The organism is Desulfobacula sp., from assembly GCF_014237455.1.
GTDB lineage: Bacteria > Desulfobacterota > Desulfobacteria > Desulfobacterales > Desulfobacteraceae > Desulfobacula.
The window spans coordinates 14,812-30,918 of record NZ_JABZFL010000025.1 but is presented as its reverse complement, the minus strand read 5'-3'; the positions used below and the strand labels follow the sequence as shown (position 1 = coordinate 30,918).

At 43.2% G+C, this 16,107-nt stretch carries 15 protein-coding genes; 4 read left to right on the top strand and 11 right to left on the bottom strand.

Annotation, left to right across the window (positions count from 1 at the left end; translation table 11 throughout):
• Positions 1 to 5: 5 nt before the first annotated feature.
• Positions 6 to 2,291 (bottom strand): ATP-binding protein, encoded by a 2,286-nt coding sequence (locus HGJ91_RS03815; protein WP_291346373.1) that lies wholly within the window; start codon positions 2,289 to 2,291, stop codon positions 6 to 8.
• A 262-nt stretch (positions 2,292 to 2,553) separates the two neighbouring features.
• On the opposite strand from HGJ91_RS03815, the gene HGJ91_RS03810 reads away from it, so the two are divergent.
• Positions 2,554 to 3,453, top strand: coding sequence for an exopolyphosphatase (locus tag HGJ91_RS03810; protein ID WP_291346372.1), 900 nt, complete (start codon positions 2,554 to 2,556; stop codon positions 3,451 to 3,453).
• Here HGJ91_RS03810 and HGJ91_RS03805 read toward each other — a convergent pair.
• The 5 genes from HGJ91_RS03805 to HGJ91_RS03785 all read right to left on the bottom strand — a co-directional run bounded on the left by HGJ91_RS03805 (position 3,450) and on the right by HGJ91_RS03785 (position 8,889).
• Positions 3,450 to 3,746 carry an MTH1187 family thiamine-binding protein gene (locus tag HGJ91_RS03805; protein ID WP_291346371.1) on the bottom strand — a complete coding sequence of 99 codons (297 nt, stop codon included), beginning with the start codon at positions 3,744 to 3,746 and terminating at the stop codon, positions 3,450 to 3,452. The two genes, HGJ91_RS03810 and HGJ91_RS03805, sit on opposite strands and share 4 nt — an antisense overlap.
• Positions 3,747 to 3,831: 85 nt before the next feature.
• Complete coding sequence (locus HGJ91_RS03800; RefSeq protein WP_291346370.1) at positions 3,832 to 5,424, bottom strand: ABC transporter substrate-binding protein; 1,593 nt, start codon at positions 5,422 to 5,424, stop codon at positions 3,832 to 3,834.
• Positions 5,425 to 5,466: 42 nt separating this feature from the next.
• A complete protein-coding gene (locus tag HGJ91_RS03795; protein WP_291346369.1) occupies positions 5,467 to 7,083 on the bottom strand; it encodes an ABC transporter ATP-binding protein in 1,617 nt (538 codons plus the stop codon).
• A gap of 14 nt (positions 7,084 to 7,097) precedes the next feature.
• Positions 7,098 to 7,916 (bottom strand): ABC transporter permease, encoded by an 819-nt coding sequence (locus HGJ91_RS03790; RefSeq protein ID WP_291346368.1) that lies wholly within the window; start codon positions 7,914 to 7,916, stop codon positions 7,098 to 7,100.
• Between the two features lie 13 nt (positions 7,917 to 7,929).
• Positions 7,930 to 8,889 (bottom strand): ABC transporter permease, encoded by a 960-nt coding sequence (locus HGJ91_RS03785; RefSeq protein ID WP_291346367.1) that lies wholly within the window; start codon positions 8,887 to 8,889, stop codon positions 7,930 to 7,932.
• A 223-nt stretch (positions 8,890 to 9,112) separates the two neighbouring features.
• On the opposite strand from HGJ91_RS03785, the gene HGJ91_RS03780 reads away from it, so the two are divergent.
• The 3 genes from HGJ91_RS03780 to nadE are packed head-to-tail and all read left to right on the top strand — an operon-like array spanning position 9,113 to position 11,030.
• Positions 9,113 to 9,610 carry a MarR family winged helix-turn-helix transcriptional regulator gene (locus HGJ91_RS03780; RefSeq protein ID WP_291346366.1) on the top strand — a complete coding sequence of 166 codons (498 nt, stop codon included), beginning with the start codon at positions 9,113 to 9,115 and terminating at the stop codon, positions 9,608 to 9,610.
• A 4-nt stretch (positions 9,611 to 9,614) separates the two neighbouring features.
• Positions 9,615 to 10,190, top strand: coding sequence for a TrmH family RNA methyltransferase (locus HGJ91_RS03775; RefSeq protein WP_291346365.1), 576 nt, complete (start codon positions 9,615 to 9,617; stop codon positions 10,188 to 10,190).
• Positions 10,191 to 10,250: 60 nt separating this feature from the next.
• Positions 10,251 to 11,030 (top strand): NAD(+) synthase, encoded by a 780-nt coding sequence (gene nadE / locus HGJ91_RS03770; RefSeq protein WP_291346364.1) that lies wholly within the window; start codon positions 10,251 to 10,253, stop codon positions 11,028 to 11,030.
• A gap of 21 nt (positions 11,031 to 11,051) precedes the next feature.
• On the opposite strand, the gene HGJ91_RS03765 is transcribed toward nadE, so the two are convergent.
• From HGJ91_RS03765 to HGJ91_RS03745, 5 genes are all read right to left on the bottom strand, one after another.
• Positions 11,052 to 12,572: a DHA2 family efflux MFS transporter permease subunit gene (locus tag HGJ91_RS03765; protein ID WP_291346363.1), complete on the bottom strand. Its 1,521-nt coding sequence runs from the start codon at positions 12,570 to 12,572 to the stop codon at positions 11,052 to 11,054.
• A gap of 39 nt (positions 12,573 to 12,611) precedes the next feature.
• The gene (locus HGJ91_RS03760; RefSeq protein ID WP_291346362.1) at positions 12,612 to 12,806 is read right to left on the bottom strand and encodes a hypothetical protein; all 195 of its coding nucleotides are present in this window, start codon (positions 12,804 to 12,806) and stop codon (positions 12,612 to 12,614) included.
• Between the two features lie 108 nt (positions 12,807 to 12,914).
• Positions 12,915 to 14,135, bottom strand: coding sequence for an ABC transporter substrate-binding protein (locus HGJ91_RS03755; RefSeq protein ID WP_291346361.1), 1,221 nt, complete (start codon positions 14,133 to 14,135; stop codon positions 12,915 to 12,917).
• 61 nt (positions 14,136 to 14,196) lie between these two features.
• The gene (locus HGJ91_RS03750) at positions 14,197 to 15,198 is read right to left on the bottom strand and encodes a branched-chain amino acid ABC transporter permease (protein ID WP_291346360.1); all 1,002 of its coding nucleotides are present in this window, start codon (positions 15,196 to 15,198) and stop codon (positions 14,197 to 14,199) included.
• A gap of 4 nt (positions 15,199 to 15,202) precedes the next feature.
• Entirely contained in the window at positions 15,203 to 16,075 is an 873-nt protein-coding gene (locus HGJ91_RS03745) for a branched-chain amino acid ABC transporter permease (protein ID WP_291346359.1), read from the bottom strand.
• Positions 16,076 to 16,107 lie beyond the last annotated feature (32 nt).

Genomic DNA, 16,107 nt, shown 5'->3' with positions numbered 1-16,107 from the left:
CGGGATTAATTTTTATCCAGAATCTGCCTCAACGCATAAGACAATTCTTTAATAGGAACAGGTTTCTTTAAAAATCCTTTGATAGATGGCGACTCAAGTCTATGTCTGTCAACGGTATCGCCGAATCCCGTACAAAGGATGACCGGCACATCAGGCCTGATATCATAGATTTTACCGGCAAGCTGATCCCCTGTTAAATCCGGCATGATCAAATCTGTCACAATGGCATCAAACATATCCGGGTTACTTCTAAAAACAGTGAGCGCATCCAGACTGCTGGTAAAACAGGTAACCGTATATCCCAATTTTTCAAGCATCTGAGTTCCCATAACCGCCACTTTTTTATCATCATCAACCAGAAGAATTCTTTCGGTTCCTGCCTGGATTGATATCTCTTCCGGGTCTGCTTGTTCAACATCCAGACATTTCTGACACATTGGAAAATAAATATCAAAACAGGTTCCTTTTTCTTTACTGCTTTCAACTCTGATATACCCGTCATGATTTTCGACAATCCCATGTACCACAGAAAGGCCTATGCCTGATCCTTTACCCTCCTTTTTTGTGGAAAAATAAGGATCAAATATTTTGTTGAAAATATCAGGATCGATTCCTGTACCCGTATCCTTTATCGTCAGTCGGACATATTCTCGTACCTCAGCAGCCAGTTCTGAAAAAATCTGTTCAAGATTCTTCTCCACCTTCAGGGATATATCAAGAGTGCCGCCCTTTTCTTGCATTGCATGATATGCATTGGTTACAAGATTCATAATGACCTGGTGAATCTGAACGGGATCTGCCAGAATATACCTGCAAGTTTTATCAATATTTGTATTTACCTTTATCGTTGCCGGTAAGAATGCTCGAACAAGTATCACTGACTCCCGGACGGCATCCCCTATGCTTAAAGGCTTTAAGTCATGCTCTTTCTGTCTGCTGAAAGTAAGGATTTGATTAACAAGCCCTTTTGCATGCTTCGCACACTCCAGTATAATATCCAGATATTTTATTTCAGGATCACCTTCCCTGGTATCCATTAAAAGCATTTCCGTATAACCGGAGACAGGGGCGATAATATCGTTAAAATCATGGGCGATGCCACCGGCAAACGTCCCTATCGCTTCCATCTTCTGGGCTTGAAGCAATTGTTTTTCAAGCGCTTTACGCTTCGATATATCAATGGCCGTGGCCCGGATTTCAAAAATGTCTCCATCTTTATCCCTGATAGCATCCAGGGAAAGGCTGATCCAGATATTTCCCTGATTTTTATGTTTGAATTTCATTTCAACATCCCGAACAGATTCGCCCTGGGCAAAAATTGCCCAGACCTGGTCAGGAATGAGCCCTCCATCATACACAGAGAACTCCATTACATACCGGCCTGTTAGTTCTTCTTTTTCATAGCCTGAAAGTTTTGAGGTGGTATAATTACATTTAATAATTATCCCCTGATTATCCATGGAAAAATAGGCAACGGGTGCATTTTCATACAAATCGCGATACTTCTTTTCATTTTCAATCAATTCCAGGGAAGTTTTGCGGAGATGCCTTTCTTTTCTCCACAAAAGCTGGGACCCTTTTTCTCCTTTGAGTTGTCCAAGAGATGCCAGAGAAGAGGTGTTAACCAGCTTAATCAACACATCCAGCCGCTGCGTCAACTCTTTTTCTCTTATGAATTTTGATCCTTTTGTTTCAAGCAGGGCCACATCAGCAGTGTTGATAACCAGGATGCCGTAATCCGGCAGATAAATATAGATAGAATTACTGGAATTAAAGTGTTTGACGATTCTTGTATCTACAAGAATCGTGTCTTCAGATTTTTCTATGCCGTTTCCGGCATAGCTGAAAAAAGGAATTTGCAAATATTTTTCACTCTTCTTATACACATACTTGTCCGTATCCGGACAGATAATAACGCCGATACCCTTTTTATAATAATCTGCACAATTTCGAAGTACGTATGAAATAATACCGTCATTATCTTTAACCTCACCATTTTGATCTGTTTTAAAAAAAAATACAGGACTCAATTTTCTGGCAGTGACGATACTGCTCCCAAATATCTTTAGAATCAGGCCTTTGATCCCTCTGCCATCAAATTTGTCCATGATTCCCCGGTCCCACATGCTGGTGGGTAAAAATTTAAGCTTTGTCTGATTTGTACCATATAAAATACCGGTGTGCCTGGCTTCAAAAAGATCAAGGGATGCTTTTAAAAGCTTTTTTAAGGAATTTCCTCTTTTAAAAAAATTCTTTTCGATCTCTTCAATATCTATTTCTATTTTTGCCACAATCTTAATCTCTCATATAAAAAAAATGAAAATGAAACCAGATAGTTCACCGACAACAATAAAACCAGAAAACCCGGTATGGGTCAAGCAGAAAACTTTAATGACAGTATGAAAGGTAAAAATTAAAAAGGTTCCGTCAAGAGCTTTACAAAAAACATTCTTGAAAAGTCCTTTTTTATGCATTATCAATAAACACTAGTGACCTGATGAGGAATAAAATAATATCAGCGGGTGCTATATTTGACCCGGAAAGAGTTAATCTATGAGAATCGTCACCCGGCCTGATTTTGACGGAATTGTATGTGCTGTCCTGCTTTATCAGGCTGAAAATATTGATACGGATATTTATTGGGTTGAACCCAGTGAAATTCAAGCCGGGAAAGCCAGTATCCTAAAAGGCGATATCCTTGCAAATCTCCCCTATTCACCCAATTGTTCCCTATGGTTTGACCACCATGTTTCTAATAAACCCAAAAAAAAATTTAAGGGCGCATTTGAAATTGCGCCTTCTGCTGCCGGTGTTGTTTATAACTACTATAAAAGCCTGGGAAAACTGGATGACCATTTTGATGAACTGATCTTTCATACGGATATCATTGACTCTGCTGATCTGAATCAGGACCAGGTAAGATATCCTGAAAATTACCCGTATATTATTTTATCCATGACCATCAGAAACCAGGATTATAAAGATGTGCCCTATTGGAACAAATTGGTTACCCTCTTGATGGAAACAGACATTGAGCATGTCCTTGAGGACTTGGAAGTCAAGAAGCGATGTAGCAGAGTCGTTGTAGAAAATGCAGCCTATGAAAAATATTTATTACAACATACAAAAATACTTCACAACATATCAATTACTGATTTCAGATTCCTTGATACCGTGGCCGATGGGAACCGGTTTCTGACCTATTCACTCTTTCCGGAAAGTATTGCCAGTGTAAAAATCAGATTTGACGGCCCTGAACGCGAACATGTGCAGCTCAGTATCGGTCACAGTATTTTTAACCCGCAGTGTCATGTCAACATTGGAAACCTTCTAGCCCGATTTGGGGGTGGCGGTCATGCCGGTGCCGGGGGCTGTTCATTGAAAGCAGAGGTCGCCGATAATGCCATTGAACAGATTCTTGAAATCCTGTTTCAAAATAAAAAAGAATGTTAAAGTTTACTTTTAACACTGGCAATTTTGTCTGCCATGGTCTGTTCTCTGTCAATCCTTGTGCCAGCCTTTATTGTGGTCGTTATTCTGGGAGCTCCCATTTCATGGATTCTTTCATGGCATTTTTTTACCACATCAAATACTTTGTCCCAGTCCCCTTCTATATTAGTGCCATACGCATGAAGCTGAGATTCAAGTCCGGCTTTATTGATAATTTCATGGCAGACCGCCACATACTTTGATACGGAAAGGCCGACCCCGATGGGTACCACACACAGATCTATGATCACATTCATTCTCAAACTCCTTTTGCTTTCATCCAAATAAATAGGCCGGAGGGATAAACTCCGGCCTATTTTAGGTTTAATAAAACTTATGGAATTATGATTTGAACCACCAACGTTCGGCATTTCTCATGCCATCCATAGCCATGTGTCCTGACATTGGTCCATGTTCCAGCTTATCTGAACTAGCTTCAACCATCTGGTTGTACATGGGAACAACAGTTCCGCCATCATTTCTGCATATTTCCTGCATATCCTCGTACATCTTTCTGCGTTTATCTGTATCCAGTTCTGCTCTTGCAGCAACCAGCAGCTTGTTAAAAGGAGCATTTTTCCAGTGGGTATCATTCCAAGGGGCATCGGCTGCGTATGCAACTGAGAACATCATGTCTTCAATGGGACGTCCGCCCCAATAACACATAACCCACTCTTTTTTAATCCAGACATTGCTCCAATATCCGTCATCCGGCTCTCGGACAACATTTATGTTGATGCCGGCTTTTTTTGCCTGTTCTTTGATGAGGACGGCAGCGTCCACGGCTCCGGCAAATGCAGCATCTGCAGCATGCAGATTAAAAACATGGTCAAGCTTGCCCGCTTTTTTCATATAAAATTTGGCTTTTTCCGGATCATATTTTCTTTGCTCCAGATTTTTTGCATGATATTTATTTACGGGTGCAATGGGGTGGTCATTGCCAACCTGGCCATAACCCCGCAAAATTTGTTTCACTAGTGCCTCACGGTCAACAGCAAGCTTTAAAGCCATGCGAACATTATTGTCATTATAAGGACTTTTATCTACAAGCATTGGTATAGTGTAATGTGCTGTTCCTGTTGTAGCTAAGACATTTATCCCGGGCATCTTTTTCAAAAGATGGACTGTTTTAAGTTCAGTGCGATCCATGTAATTTATCTGGCCTGTCTTTAAAGCATTTGTTCTGGCATTGGTATCAACTATAGACAGGGTCTCAACTTCATCAAAGTGAGCTCTTCCCTCTTTCCAGTAATTAGGATTACGTTTTGCAAAAGCTCTGACACCCGGTTCCCATTTCTCCAGGATATAACCTCCGGTACCTACGCCTTTTTCCCATTCCGGGCCTTTAGTTCCAGCCGGACAAATGCCTAAGTGATAATCGCCCAAGATAAACGGAAAATCAGCACTGCCGCCGGAAAGTTCAAAAATAATCTCATATTTTCCGTCAGTTTTAATATTTTCAATACTTTTTAAATATGCTTTAGCTGCAGATTTGGATTCTTCACCACGGTGATGGTTTATGGAAAAAATCACATCCTCTGCTGTCATTGTTTTGCCATTGTGAAATTCTATGCCCTTGCGCAGCTTAAACGTCCACACTTTTGCGTCCGGAGTCGCGCCCCAGGACTCAGCCAGTTCAGGGATGACATTAAAATTGTGGTCGATTTCCACAAGATTGTTTCTTATTTGCCAGTTGAGGTTCTGGTTCATGTTGGACGTCAGCGTTCCAGGGTCCATGGAATCAGTGGTTGACCCACCAGTGCAGCCCATTATAAACCGTCCGCCTTTTTGGGGAGTTGCTGCCATGGCATTACCCGACAAAAGGGTGGGCGACACGGCTGCGGCAAGCCCCAGGGCAGAGAGGCCGCTGATAAACTGCCTGCGGGTAATTTTTTTCTGGTTAAACATCTGTGTTAAAAATGATAAGTCAGTCATAATTCTCTCCTCTTCATTAAAGTATTGAAGTTAAGTGATTGATCAAATAAAGGTTGAGGCCCGCTCGTTCAGAAGGTTGTCCAGCCAGTCCGGGTCCATTTCAGGTACGGATGCCAAAAGCTTGTCTGTATATTCGTGATAAGGGGGAGCCAGAACTTTCTTCTTCTCACCCTGTTCAATGATTTTGCCTTCCAGCATAATCACAATCTTATCTGCAATGGCCTTGACCGTTGCAAGATCATGGGTGATAAACAGGTACGCCATGTCAGTTTTATTTTGCAGGTCCTGCAAAAGATCCAGTATGCCTTCTGCCACAAGCTGATCCAAAGCTGACGTGACTTCATCGCAGATGACCAGGTCCGGTTCTGCTGCCAGAGCTCTGGCAATGCAGATCCGCTGTTTTTCCCCGCCGGAAAGCTCTGTGGTCAGGCGGTCAATATAGATATCCGGATCAAGTTCGATTTTCCGTAACAAATCCTTTATCCGTTCCTCGGCTTTTTTACCCTTTATACCAAAATAAAATTGGAGGGGCCTGCCAATCACCTTTCTAACCGTCTGTTTTGGGTTTAATGCCGTATCCGGCATTTGATAGATCATCTGCATTTTTCTTAAATCTTCTTTTTTTCTCTTTTTCAATGAACCGGGAAGTTCTTTGCCAAGAAACGTTATGGATCCATGAATAGCAGGAAGAAGACCTGTAATCACCCGTGCCAGGGTACTTTTTCCACTGCCGGATTCTCCAACCAGCGCAACCGTCCTTCCTTTTCTAACGACAAGATCGATATCTTCAAGAACATTTTCATGGCCCGTATAGGTTGCCGCCACATCTTCGACCTCCAGAATCACATCCATTTTATCTGTTATGGCTTTTGTTTCCCTTAACGCTCTGACATTTAACAACTCCCTGGTATATTTTTCTTTGGGCTTTTTAATCAATGTCCTGGTTTCGCCCTCTTCAACAAGCCGGCCGTTCCGTAACACCATAATCCGGTGAGCTACCTGGGCTACCACCGCCAGATCATGGGTAATATAGAGAGCTGCCTTGTTCATTTTTTCAGTGATTTCCTTAACAGCGGCCAGAACTTCAATCTGGGTGGTGACATCCAAGGCAGTTGTGGGTTCGTCAAACACAATGATATCCGGTTTGCAGGACATGGCCATGGCCACCATGGCTCTTTGGAGCTGACCCCCTGAAAGTTCGTGGGGATACCGGTATCCGATTTTTTCAGGTGTGGGTAAAAACAGGCGTCGATAGATTTCTATGGCCTCTTTTTCAGCCTCTTTATAGCTCATAACCCCATGGTGGACGGGTGCTTCTACATACTGCTTTATGACACGATGGGACGGATTAAAGGAAGCCGCCGCACTCTGAGCCACATAGGCAATCTTGGATCCCCTGACCAGTCTTAAATCCTCCTCAGTCGCATCAAACAATTGGATTCCTTCAAGGTTGATAGATCCGGATACGATCCTGCACCCCTGGCGTGCATATCCCATGGCAGCCAGGCCAATGGTGGATTTGCCGGCACCGGATTCACCGATAAGACCAAGGACTTCTCCTCTTTTCAGATCAAGACTGATATCACGGACAATGGGATGCCATCGTTCTTCATAAAACCCTTCAATATACAAATTTTTTATTTCGAGCAGATTATTCATGCTATCTTCCTTTTCTATTCATGCAAACCGCTTGATAAATGTAAAAACCAGTCAACAATTAAATTGACGCCCACTGTTAAAAAAGCAATGGCAGCGGCCGGGATTAAAGGGGTATAGATGCCGAATGTTATGGCCCCGGCATTTTCTTTGACCATTCCTCCCCAGTCTGCCAGAGGCGGCTGCAGGCCTAATCCAAGAAAACTTAAAGAAGCGATAAAAAGAAATACAAAACAAAACCTTAAACCAAATTCGGCCACAAGCGGCGGCATGGCATTGGGCAGAATTTCATGTCGTATGATCCACCAAAGCCCCTCTCCTCTCAATTTGGCTGCTTCTACAAATTCCATTACCTCAATATCCATGGCAACGGCCCTGGAAAGGCGGTAAACCCGTGTGGAGTCCAGAAGGGCTATGGTAAAAATCAAGGTGGGGATGGATGATCCCAGCACGGATAAAATCATCAAAGCAAAAATTAATGTTGGAAATGCCATGATGATATCAACAACCCGGCTTACTATCTGGTCGGTCCACCCGCCTTTAACCGCTGCAATAAACCCCAGGAATGATCCAAACCCAAATGAAAGAACCGTTGTGATAAATGCAAGCACTATTGTATTCCTTGCACCAAAGACCATCCGGGTAAAAAGATCTCTTCCAATATGATCGGTACCAAAATAAAACTGGGCACAAAAACCTTCCCATACATCCCCGACCACACTGGTTTCTCCATAAGGGGCGATCAAGGGTGCAAAAATAGCTACCAGACAATTTAAAAGAACGATGCCCATACCAATTCGAGCGGAGAGAGGGGATTGTCTTAATAATTTCAGCACAAAGGAACTCCCTTTAAATTTGAGATTGTCTCAGTTTCGGGTTGGAAAGCATGGACAGGATATCAGCCGAGAGGTTTAGAAAAATATAAGCAATGGAAAAAATCAATCCTGACGCCTGAACCACAGGAAGATCCCTCTTGGCAACCGAATCAACCAATAATTGCCCCAGTCCCGGGTATACAAACACCACTTCAACAATGACAACGCCCACAACAAGATATGCCAGGTTGATGGCAATCACATTGATCACTGGTGACAATGAATTGGGAAATGCGTGATGCACAATTATTCTCAATCGTTTTATCCCTTTTATTTCGGCCATTTCAATATAGGCACTGGCCAGCACATTGATTATGGCCGCCCTTGTCTGCCGCATCATGTGTGCTGTCACCACACAGGTCAAGGTTAAAGAAGGCAGTAAGATTGCATATAGTTTGCTGCCCAAGCCCATGTCTTCGTCAATGATTGCCAGACTGGGGAAAATATTGAATTTTACAGACAAAAGACTGATCAAAATATAGGCTACAAAAAATTCCGGAAAAGAAATAAACGAAAGGGTGGTGGTTGAAATCAGCTTGTCAAACAAGGTATTCCGATAAAATGCTGCCAGCATACCTAAAAGAATTGCCAGAGGAATGGCAATTGCGGCAGTGGACAGGGCTAAAAACAACGTATTGGCAAACCGCCAGCCGATTAATTCGGAAACAGGCCTGCCATTGGCAAGGGAATTGCCAAAATCACCATGGATAAAGTCATTGAGCCATGCACCATATCGGATATGCGGGGGCAGATCAAGTTTAAGTTCTTTTCGAAATGCCTCGACTGTTTCAGGGGTGGCAGATTGTCCCAGAACGGTCTGTGCCACGTCACCTGGCAGCAATTCTACACCAATAAAAATAATCACAGAGATAATAAATACAGTTATCAGACTTGCACCGCTGCGTTTCAAAATTAAGATCAAAACATTTTTCATAAATGAATCCGTCTTTGTTATTATCGCTATTTCCCATAAAAAACATATCGAACTCTAACTAATTTGTCAAATGCGTTTTTTATGCTAATCCTTTATTTTAATTGACATACAATATATAAGACATTATATTTTCAGGATTAAAAATCATAGTGTTCTATGTTTTTAGTATTTATTTTAATAGCGCCAATAACCTTAAATTTGATGATATAAAAAAGGGCTTTTCATGCAGAACACAAATGACGACCCATGCAAAAATTTTTTAATCGCTCTGCGAAAAATTATCCAAGCCATAGACCAGCATTCAATAACCCTGAAAAAAAAATTTGGGTTGACCGGGCCTCAGCTTATTATCCTGCAGTCAATATCCACAGATGGTCAAATTTCTGTGACACAGCTTTCAAAAAAAGTCAGCTTAAGCCAGGCCACAGTGACGGATATTACAAAACGCCTTGAAAAAAAGGGGTATATTACAAGGGAAAGAAGCCTGTATGATAAACGCAAAACAAATATAGCGCTTGCGGAAAAAGGAAAAACAATACTGAATACAGTGCCTCCGCTTCTCCAGAAACAATTCACAGATCGATTCTCCAAACTGGAACGCTGGGAGCAATTAATGATTGAAAGTGCATTTGAACGTGTTGTAGCTATGATGTCTGCAGAAAATATTGACGCCTCCCCAATCATGATAACCGGTTCAGTCGGTCCAATAGAGTCATCATAATCGTATGGGAGGACCTCATAAAGTCAGACAGATGATGAAGGCCGAAAGAGATATGGCCAAAAGACGGTTCAGAAGGCAAAGGAATAAAAACTATCTTGCCAAACCCGGCATCCATGAATGTGTAATCGTATTGGATCATTTAAAGCCAACCTATAATATCGGAAAAATTTTTAGAAGTGCCGATGCCTTTGGGGTCCATGAAATCCACCTGGTCGATATTGATTTTTTTGATCCAGCCCCGGGCATGGGGGCCTTTAAATGGGTTCCAGCCATATTTCACCGCAACTTTTATTCCTGTTATACAAGCCTGATCAGTCAAGGTTATATGCCGTTTATCCTGGAACCCGGAAAAGGTAAGCCCGTCACAGGAACAGTGCTGCCCCTAAAAAGTGCCTTTATCTTCGGGCATGAAGAGTTTGGAATCAGCTTTGAACCGGACTTGTTCCCCCATATCAAGCGCCTGACCATTCCCCAGTTTGGAAAATCCCAAAGCCTGAATGTGAGTGTTGCAGCTTCAATTATTTTATATGAATATACCAGACAATATGGAATAATTGACAAAAATAACCCGGGTTCTTAATATCATCGATAAACATAAGGTGTTGTTGCAGACAATAATAAAAGAACAGGAACACTATTTATGAAAACAAAAAAAGTAATTGATCATATTGTCCAATGGCTTGATACCTATCTTGACAAGTCAGGTTTAACAGGATTTGTCATTGGTGTTTCAGGGGGCATTGATTCTGCTGTTACATCGACTTTATGTGCCAAAACCGGCAACCCTGTTCTGACGCTTAACATGCCCATCCACCAAGCAAAAGACCAGGTATCCAGATCTTCGGCCCATATTGCATGGCTTGAAAAAAACTTTGATAATGTCAATGGCATTGATGTGGAGCTTTCGCCTGTTTTTGATCAAATTAAAAAAAGCCTTCCCAATCATATTCAAGACGGCATGACAATGGCCAACACCCGGGCAAGGCTTCGCATGCTCGCCTTGTATGCTTTTGCTTCCAGCCATAAAATGCTGGTTGTAGGAACGGGCAATAAAGTTGAAGACTTTGGTGTGGGGTTTTATACCAAGTATGGGGATGGCGGCGTGGACCTGTCCCCTATTGCAGATCTCATGAAAACTCAAATTTATGCCCTGGGTAAAAACTTAAAAATCATTAAAGATATTCTGACAGCACCCCCAACAGATGGCCTTTGGGAAGATAATAGAACAGACGAAAGCCAGATCGGTGCCACCTATGCAGAGTTGGAATGGGGGATGCAGTATCTGGAGTCTCCCCAAAAAGAATCCTTGAGTGAGCGACAAGAAAAAATTCTTGCCATCTATGAAAAACTTCATACCACCAACAAGCATAAAATGGACCCCATACCGGTATGCCGTATTCCTGAGAATTTTAAAAAATAATCGACAATCCTCTGTTGTTATTCATACTTCAAGAGATTTTTTATTTTTCTGTCCAAATCCGCCAGGAAGCAGAATGCAACATAAAAAACCCAGTATGGAGGATATACAACCGACCCAAAAAATGGATGAGACCCCTTTTAGGACAGCTTCCTGAAGAATTTCCCTTGCACTCTGGGTCAGCATAACTGCAAATTCAGGTTTAAACAGACTCTCCACACTCTCACGGAGCCGGGCTAAAAGTTGCGGATTCAATAACGTTGATGTCTCTTCCAGGCGGTTTAAGAGACCTGAGGTTGCAAGACCTCCGCAAATCCCAACGCCGATGGTTCCACCAAGCGTCCGGGAAAACTGATGAAAAGAAGTTGCTACACCCAAATCTTTTTCCGGCAGGCTTTCCTGGACCAGAATCAAGGTCGCGAGGGTAATAAATCCCATGCCAAGCCCCACCACCTGGAATACGATAAAACTTTGAACCATGGTAGTTGTCAGACTAAATCCAAGGGTCATGGCACTGCCGGTCACCATCATCAAACCACCGGCCAGAGCGGCTGGTTTCGCATCGATTCTGCCCATGATCCTGCCCAGCACAAGAGACCCCAAAGACCAGCCAAGGCTCAATGACAACATGGCCCAGCCCACCTGCATAGGGGTCTGTTCCAATGCCCCCTGGAGGAAGAGCGGCGCATATGCAAACAGGGAAAAAATGGATAAGCTGCTGAAAAAAACCGCCAGATTACCATAGGCAAATCTTTTATACTTAAAAAACCTAAGATCAAGAATCGGGTCTTTGGCCCTTTTTTCAGCCAGATAAAATCCTGCTGCAAAAATCAGGGTTGTAAAAGATAAGGTCATAATCGGCCAGGAATTCCATTCAAACTCCCTGCCACCGGTAATAAACAGGGTTAACAGAGAGAGAATAAATCCGGATAAAAAGGTTACCCCGGCAATATCGAGATAAATAGTTTTTCTTTTTTCCCTGAATTCCTTTAAGTAAACACCAATCCCGATAAATGAAAGAACCCCCAAGGGTACATTAATATAAAAAATCCATCTCCATGAAAAGTAGGTAACAATAAACCCACCCAGAGTCGGCCCGATCACGCTTGAAATCCCCCAGATCGAACTTGCAAGGGACAGGGTCTTTGCCCTCTGCCCGGGCAGGGAGACATCTGAAAGTACGATATAGACCAATGCAAACACCCCTCCTGCCCCGATTCCCTGGAATACCCGGGCTGCAATAAGAAAAGACATGGATGGGGATGCGCCTGCTGCCACGCTGCTCAAAACAAAGAGTCCTATGGAAAACAAAAATAACTTTTTTGTATTTAACAAATCGCACAGCTTCCCAAATACAGGCAAGGCAACTGCCCTGGCAAGAAAGTATGCAGAATAGACCCAGGCATAAAGGTGAAGACCCCCAAGCTCAGTGACAATGGTCGGCATTGCAGCAGACATGACAAGGGCATCCATGGCACCCAGAAAAAGTGCTAAAAGTGCCGCGCCAATGATGTATATTCGCCTGGTTTTTATGTTTTGATTCATTCCCATCTTATTGTTTATAACCCTTTTAAATCAAAACTTTTAACCGGGCCTGCCTGGAAAGAGAAAGGGGACAAGAAAAACAATGCAGGCAACCAGAAAAAACAGGCTGCCCAGAACGCCAAGCAGATCACCGGCCCGGATGCTGGCTGCCCCATAAAAAAGAGATGATACGATAAAAAGTGCCCACCCCCATATCTGGTATTTTCTCTCAAAGGATAATCTCGAGCCTGTCATGGTCCCCCTTATTTATTAAGGTATATCAAAAGAAACTCCCTGACTGACAGAATCAGCCAGGGAGTTTGGCATTTACAAATTAATTATCTTATAAACTTCTTATACATTCTACTTAATCCACTGCGGTTTAATGAACTTACTATCCTTGTAAGGTGTTAGCGGTGGATCGGCAAACAGGGTTACCAGTTCACCGTCTTGTACCTGGTAGTGAACTATGGGAGCGCCTGGTTGTGCATGCAGGGTATTATTTTCACCCCAGCTTATGCCCCCCATTAATCCCTTATAAGGGACTTCTTTGAGATGCTTATTTACTGCCTTGAAATCATAGGGATCGCCTGCAACTTTAGCAGCCTCAGCCCAGGCCATAAAGCTCGTATAGGTGATAAAGGAGCCTACCCCAAGACTATGTTTGTACCGTTTTTCGTACTTGTCCAACCATGCCTGTGCTTCGGCAGTGGGTGCTGCAGGTGTCGGCACACCCGCAGGCATCTGACCCAGAACACCATCAGCTTTTTTACCCAGGGTACCTACTACCTCAAGAGGAGTAATACTCCAGCCCAGACTGATAATTGTATTGGTCGGTTTTTTAAGAAATTGTCGAACAAAAGTGATGGGTTCCTGTGATGCTGCTATTTCAAAATGAATAACTGCTGGTTTGATCCTTCTTATTTTGGTTAAAATCGGACCCCACTCATTGGTACCATAGGGAACAACTTCATGCAGCGCTATATCCCAGCCGATTTCTTTAAATCTTTTTGACATAACTGCCCCAATTTCCCCACCCCAGGCATCATCCGTATTGATGAGCACGACTTTTTTGTTGGGATAATCATAGGGCAATTTTTGCAATGCTTTAAACACACTGCCCCCCTGATCCGCTGCGACATCGGTCATAAAGTAAGCATTATAATATTTTTTCGGGTCTTCCTTGTACACATCAACCGAGGCCTGGGAACCATCATCAATGAAAAAGGGGGCATCATATTTCCCATAAGCCCTGACATCCGCTCCAGCACCTGCCCAGCCTGCAACCACAACTGCAACCTTTTTTTGGGCACACAGATAATCGGCACCTTGCATAACCACTTCAGGTGCAAAGTCCTGATTATCAAACATAACAATCTCAAGCTGTCTGCCTGACAGACCACCTGCTGCATTGAGCTCTTCCACGGCCATCTCAACACCTTTAAAATAGTTATCTCCGGAACCGGCATAATCTCCGGTCAAAGAAAACGCACAACCCACCTTAATGGTATCGGCTGCAAAAGCCCATGATCCCAGTACCATAAAGGTTGCAACAACCAACGACATCAAACCGATTTTTTTCATTTTAATCCCTCCATTTTACAAGTTAATAATATCTGTACATCACATAAATATCCATTCCATCTTAAAGATTTGATTCATGTGTTTCAATGGACCTGCTCTCTTTGTTTGTCCACCTGGAAAAAGAAAACTTCCGAATCAAACCGGTAACACCATCCGGAAGCAGTAATACGATGACAACCACCATTCCGCCCATGATCAGGAGGCGGTAAATACCCATGGGTCTAAGAAGCTCGTTCATGGTGACCGTGACCACCGCGCCCAGGACAACACCCGGATATTGGCCGATACCCCCCACTACAATCATGATCAGCAAAACGGTAAATACTTCCATACTCAGCATCCGCGTCGACAAAATACCGACATAGTGGACATAAAGGGCGCCAAACAAACCGGTTATAAAAGAGGTAATGGCAAACACCAGAAGTTTGTATTTGAAGGCACTGACACCCAGACTCGCTGCAAAATCTTCAGAATCCTTTAACGCCAGAAAAGCCGTGCCCCAGTGTGATTTTAAGATCACCACAATGACAGCACTGCAAATAAGGGTCAGAACAAGCGTAAGATAGAAGTACGGCACCAGCTCGGAGGAAGAAAAATCCATGCCAAAAAGATGAATCGGGGGAACACTGATAATGCCCCGTGATCCTCCTGAACCAATGGCTTTGCCAAGGGGACCTTTAAGGAAAGGCTCCAGAGCCAGTTGAAATGCAAATGTAACCAGAGCAATGTAGGGTCCTGCGAGTTTAAGACAGGGTAACCCTATAATGACACCAATAATTGCGGTAATCGTTCCGGCCATGAATATGGATACAATAGGCGTCACGTTTAAGGATACTGAAAATATGGCAGATGAATAGGCGCCGATGACATAAAACGCCACCTGCCCAAAAGAAAATATACCGGCATACCCCATGATAAGATCCCAGCATGAGGCCACAACAGACCATATCAAAATCATGGTCAGTATCCTCATATAAATTGAGCTGCCGCCCAGGAACAAAGGCAGGATGCCAAGAAAACCATATGTAACCGCAAGAATTGTGACCATACTTTTAGTATTCATAATCTTATTCTCTTCCCATCAGACCCTGGGGACGAAATGCCAGGGTGATTAAAAGTAATGTTAAAACAGCGATCTCAATGTGTATCATTCCCAGATAATAACCAACAAACGCCTCCAGCATTCCGATAATAAGCGCGGCATAAAGACTGCCCTTGATAGACCCCATACCGCCAAAAGCGGTAATAACCCAGGCCTTGATCATAATGCCTGTGCTGGCCTGTGGATTAACAAAATTTTTCTGGCTCAGTAAAATCCCGCCAATCCCCACCATGATGGTTGAGATGGCAAAGGTGGCGGCAAAAACACGGTCCTTGGGAATGCCGACAATCTGAGCACCCACCGGGTTTTGGGCAACGGCCTGTACCGCCATTCCCACACGGGTATTGTTTAATAGCCAGGCAAAGCAAAGTAAGCCTGTGATGGATAATATGAAGATAACCATATCCTGGTTCATAAATACAAACGGGCCAATGGTAAGGGTACCTTCCACGATATCGGGTAATGATTTGAGCCGCGGACCAAACACGGAGATATATCCGATATCCAGAAAGAGTGACAACCCCAGGGTTAACATCATGGCTTTCATCTGCCAGTCAGACCGTTTTCGTAAGGGAGATATCAAGGCTTTCTCCAGGAAGAACCCCACAACAAAGAGAAAGGGGATAGCTGCAAGAAAAACCGTATAGTATCCGCCTTTTATTCCCAGAGAGACCAGAAGCACCCAGGCAAAATAACCGCCCATAGTATAAAAAGATCCATATGCAAAATTAAAGGCTTTTGTTACACCGTAGACAAGTGCGAGGCCAATAGCCATAAGGGCATAAACTGACCCATTCAATAAACCGCTGATAATAACGTCAAGAATCTCTATAAACATCTAGTGTTTTCTCCCCCGATAAGCGAGTTCAA

Coding starts and splice junctions, on each gene's coding strand:
- HGJ91_RS03785 (WP_291346367.1), bottom strand. CDS start 8,889: ATGAAAAATGTTTTGATCTTAATTTTGAAACGCAGCGGTGCAAGTCTG.
- HGJ91_RS03765 (WP_291346363.1), bottom strand. CDS start 12,572: ATGAATCAAAACATAAAAACCAGGCGAATATACATCATTGGCGCGGCA.
- HGJ91_RS03800 (WP_291346370.1), bottom strand. CDS start 5,424: ATGACTGACTTATCATTTTTAACACAGATGTTTAACCAGAAAAAAATT.
- HGJ91_RS03795 (WP_291346369.1), bottom strand. CDS start 7,083: ATGAATAATCTGCTCGAAATAAAAAATTTGTATATTGAAGGGTTTTAT.
- HGJ91_RS03760 (WP_291346362.1), bottom strand. CDS start 12,806: ATGACAGGCTCGAGATTATCCTTTGAGAGAAAATACCAGATATGGGGG.
- HGJ91_RS03810 (WP_291346372.1), top strand. CDS start 2,554: ATGAGAATCGTCACCCGGCCTGATTTTGACGGAATTGTATGTGCTGTC.
- HGJ91_RS03745 (WP_291346359.1), bottom strand. CDS start 16,075: ATGTTTATAGAGATTCTTGACGTTATTATCAGCGGTTTATTGAATGGG.
- HGJ91_RS03780 (WP_291346366.1), top strand. CDS start 9,113: ATGCAGAACACAAATGACGACCCATGCAAAAATTTTTTAATCGCTCTG.
- HGJ91_RS03805 (WP_291346371.1), bottom strand. CDS start 3,746: ATGAATGTGATCATAGATCTGTGTGTGGTACCCATCGGGGTCGGCCTT.
- HGJ91_RS03755 (WP_291346361.1), bottom strand. CDS start 14,135: ATGAAAAAAATCGGTTTGATGTCGTTGGTTGTTGCAACCTTTATGGTA.
- nadE (WP_291346364.1), top strand. CDS start 10,251: ATGAAAACAAAAAAAGTAATTGATCATATTGTCCAATGGCTTGATACC.
- HGJ91_RS03750 (WP_291346360.1), bottom strand. CDS start 15,198: ATGAATACTAAAAGTATGGTCACAATTCTTGCGGTTACATATGGTTTT.
- HGJ91_RS03775 (WP_291346365.1), top strand. CDS start 9,615: ATGGGAGGACCTCATAAAGTCAGACAGATGATGAAGGCCGAAAGAGAT.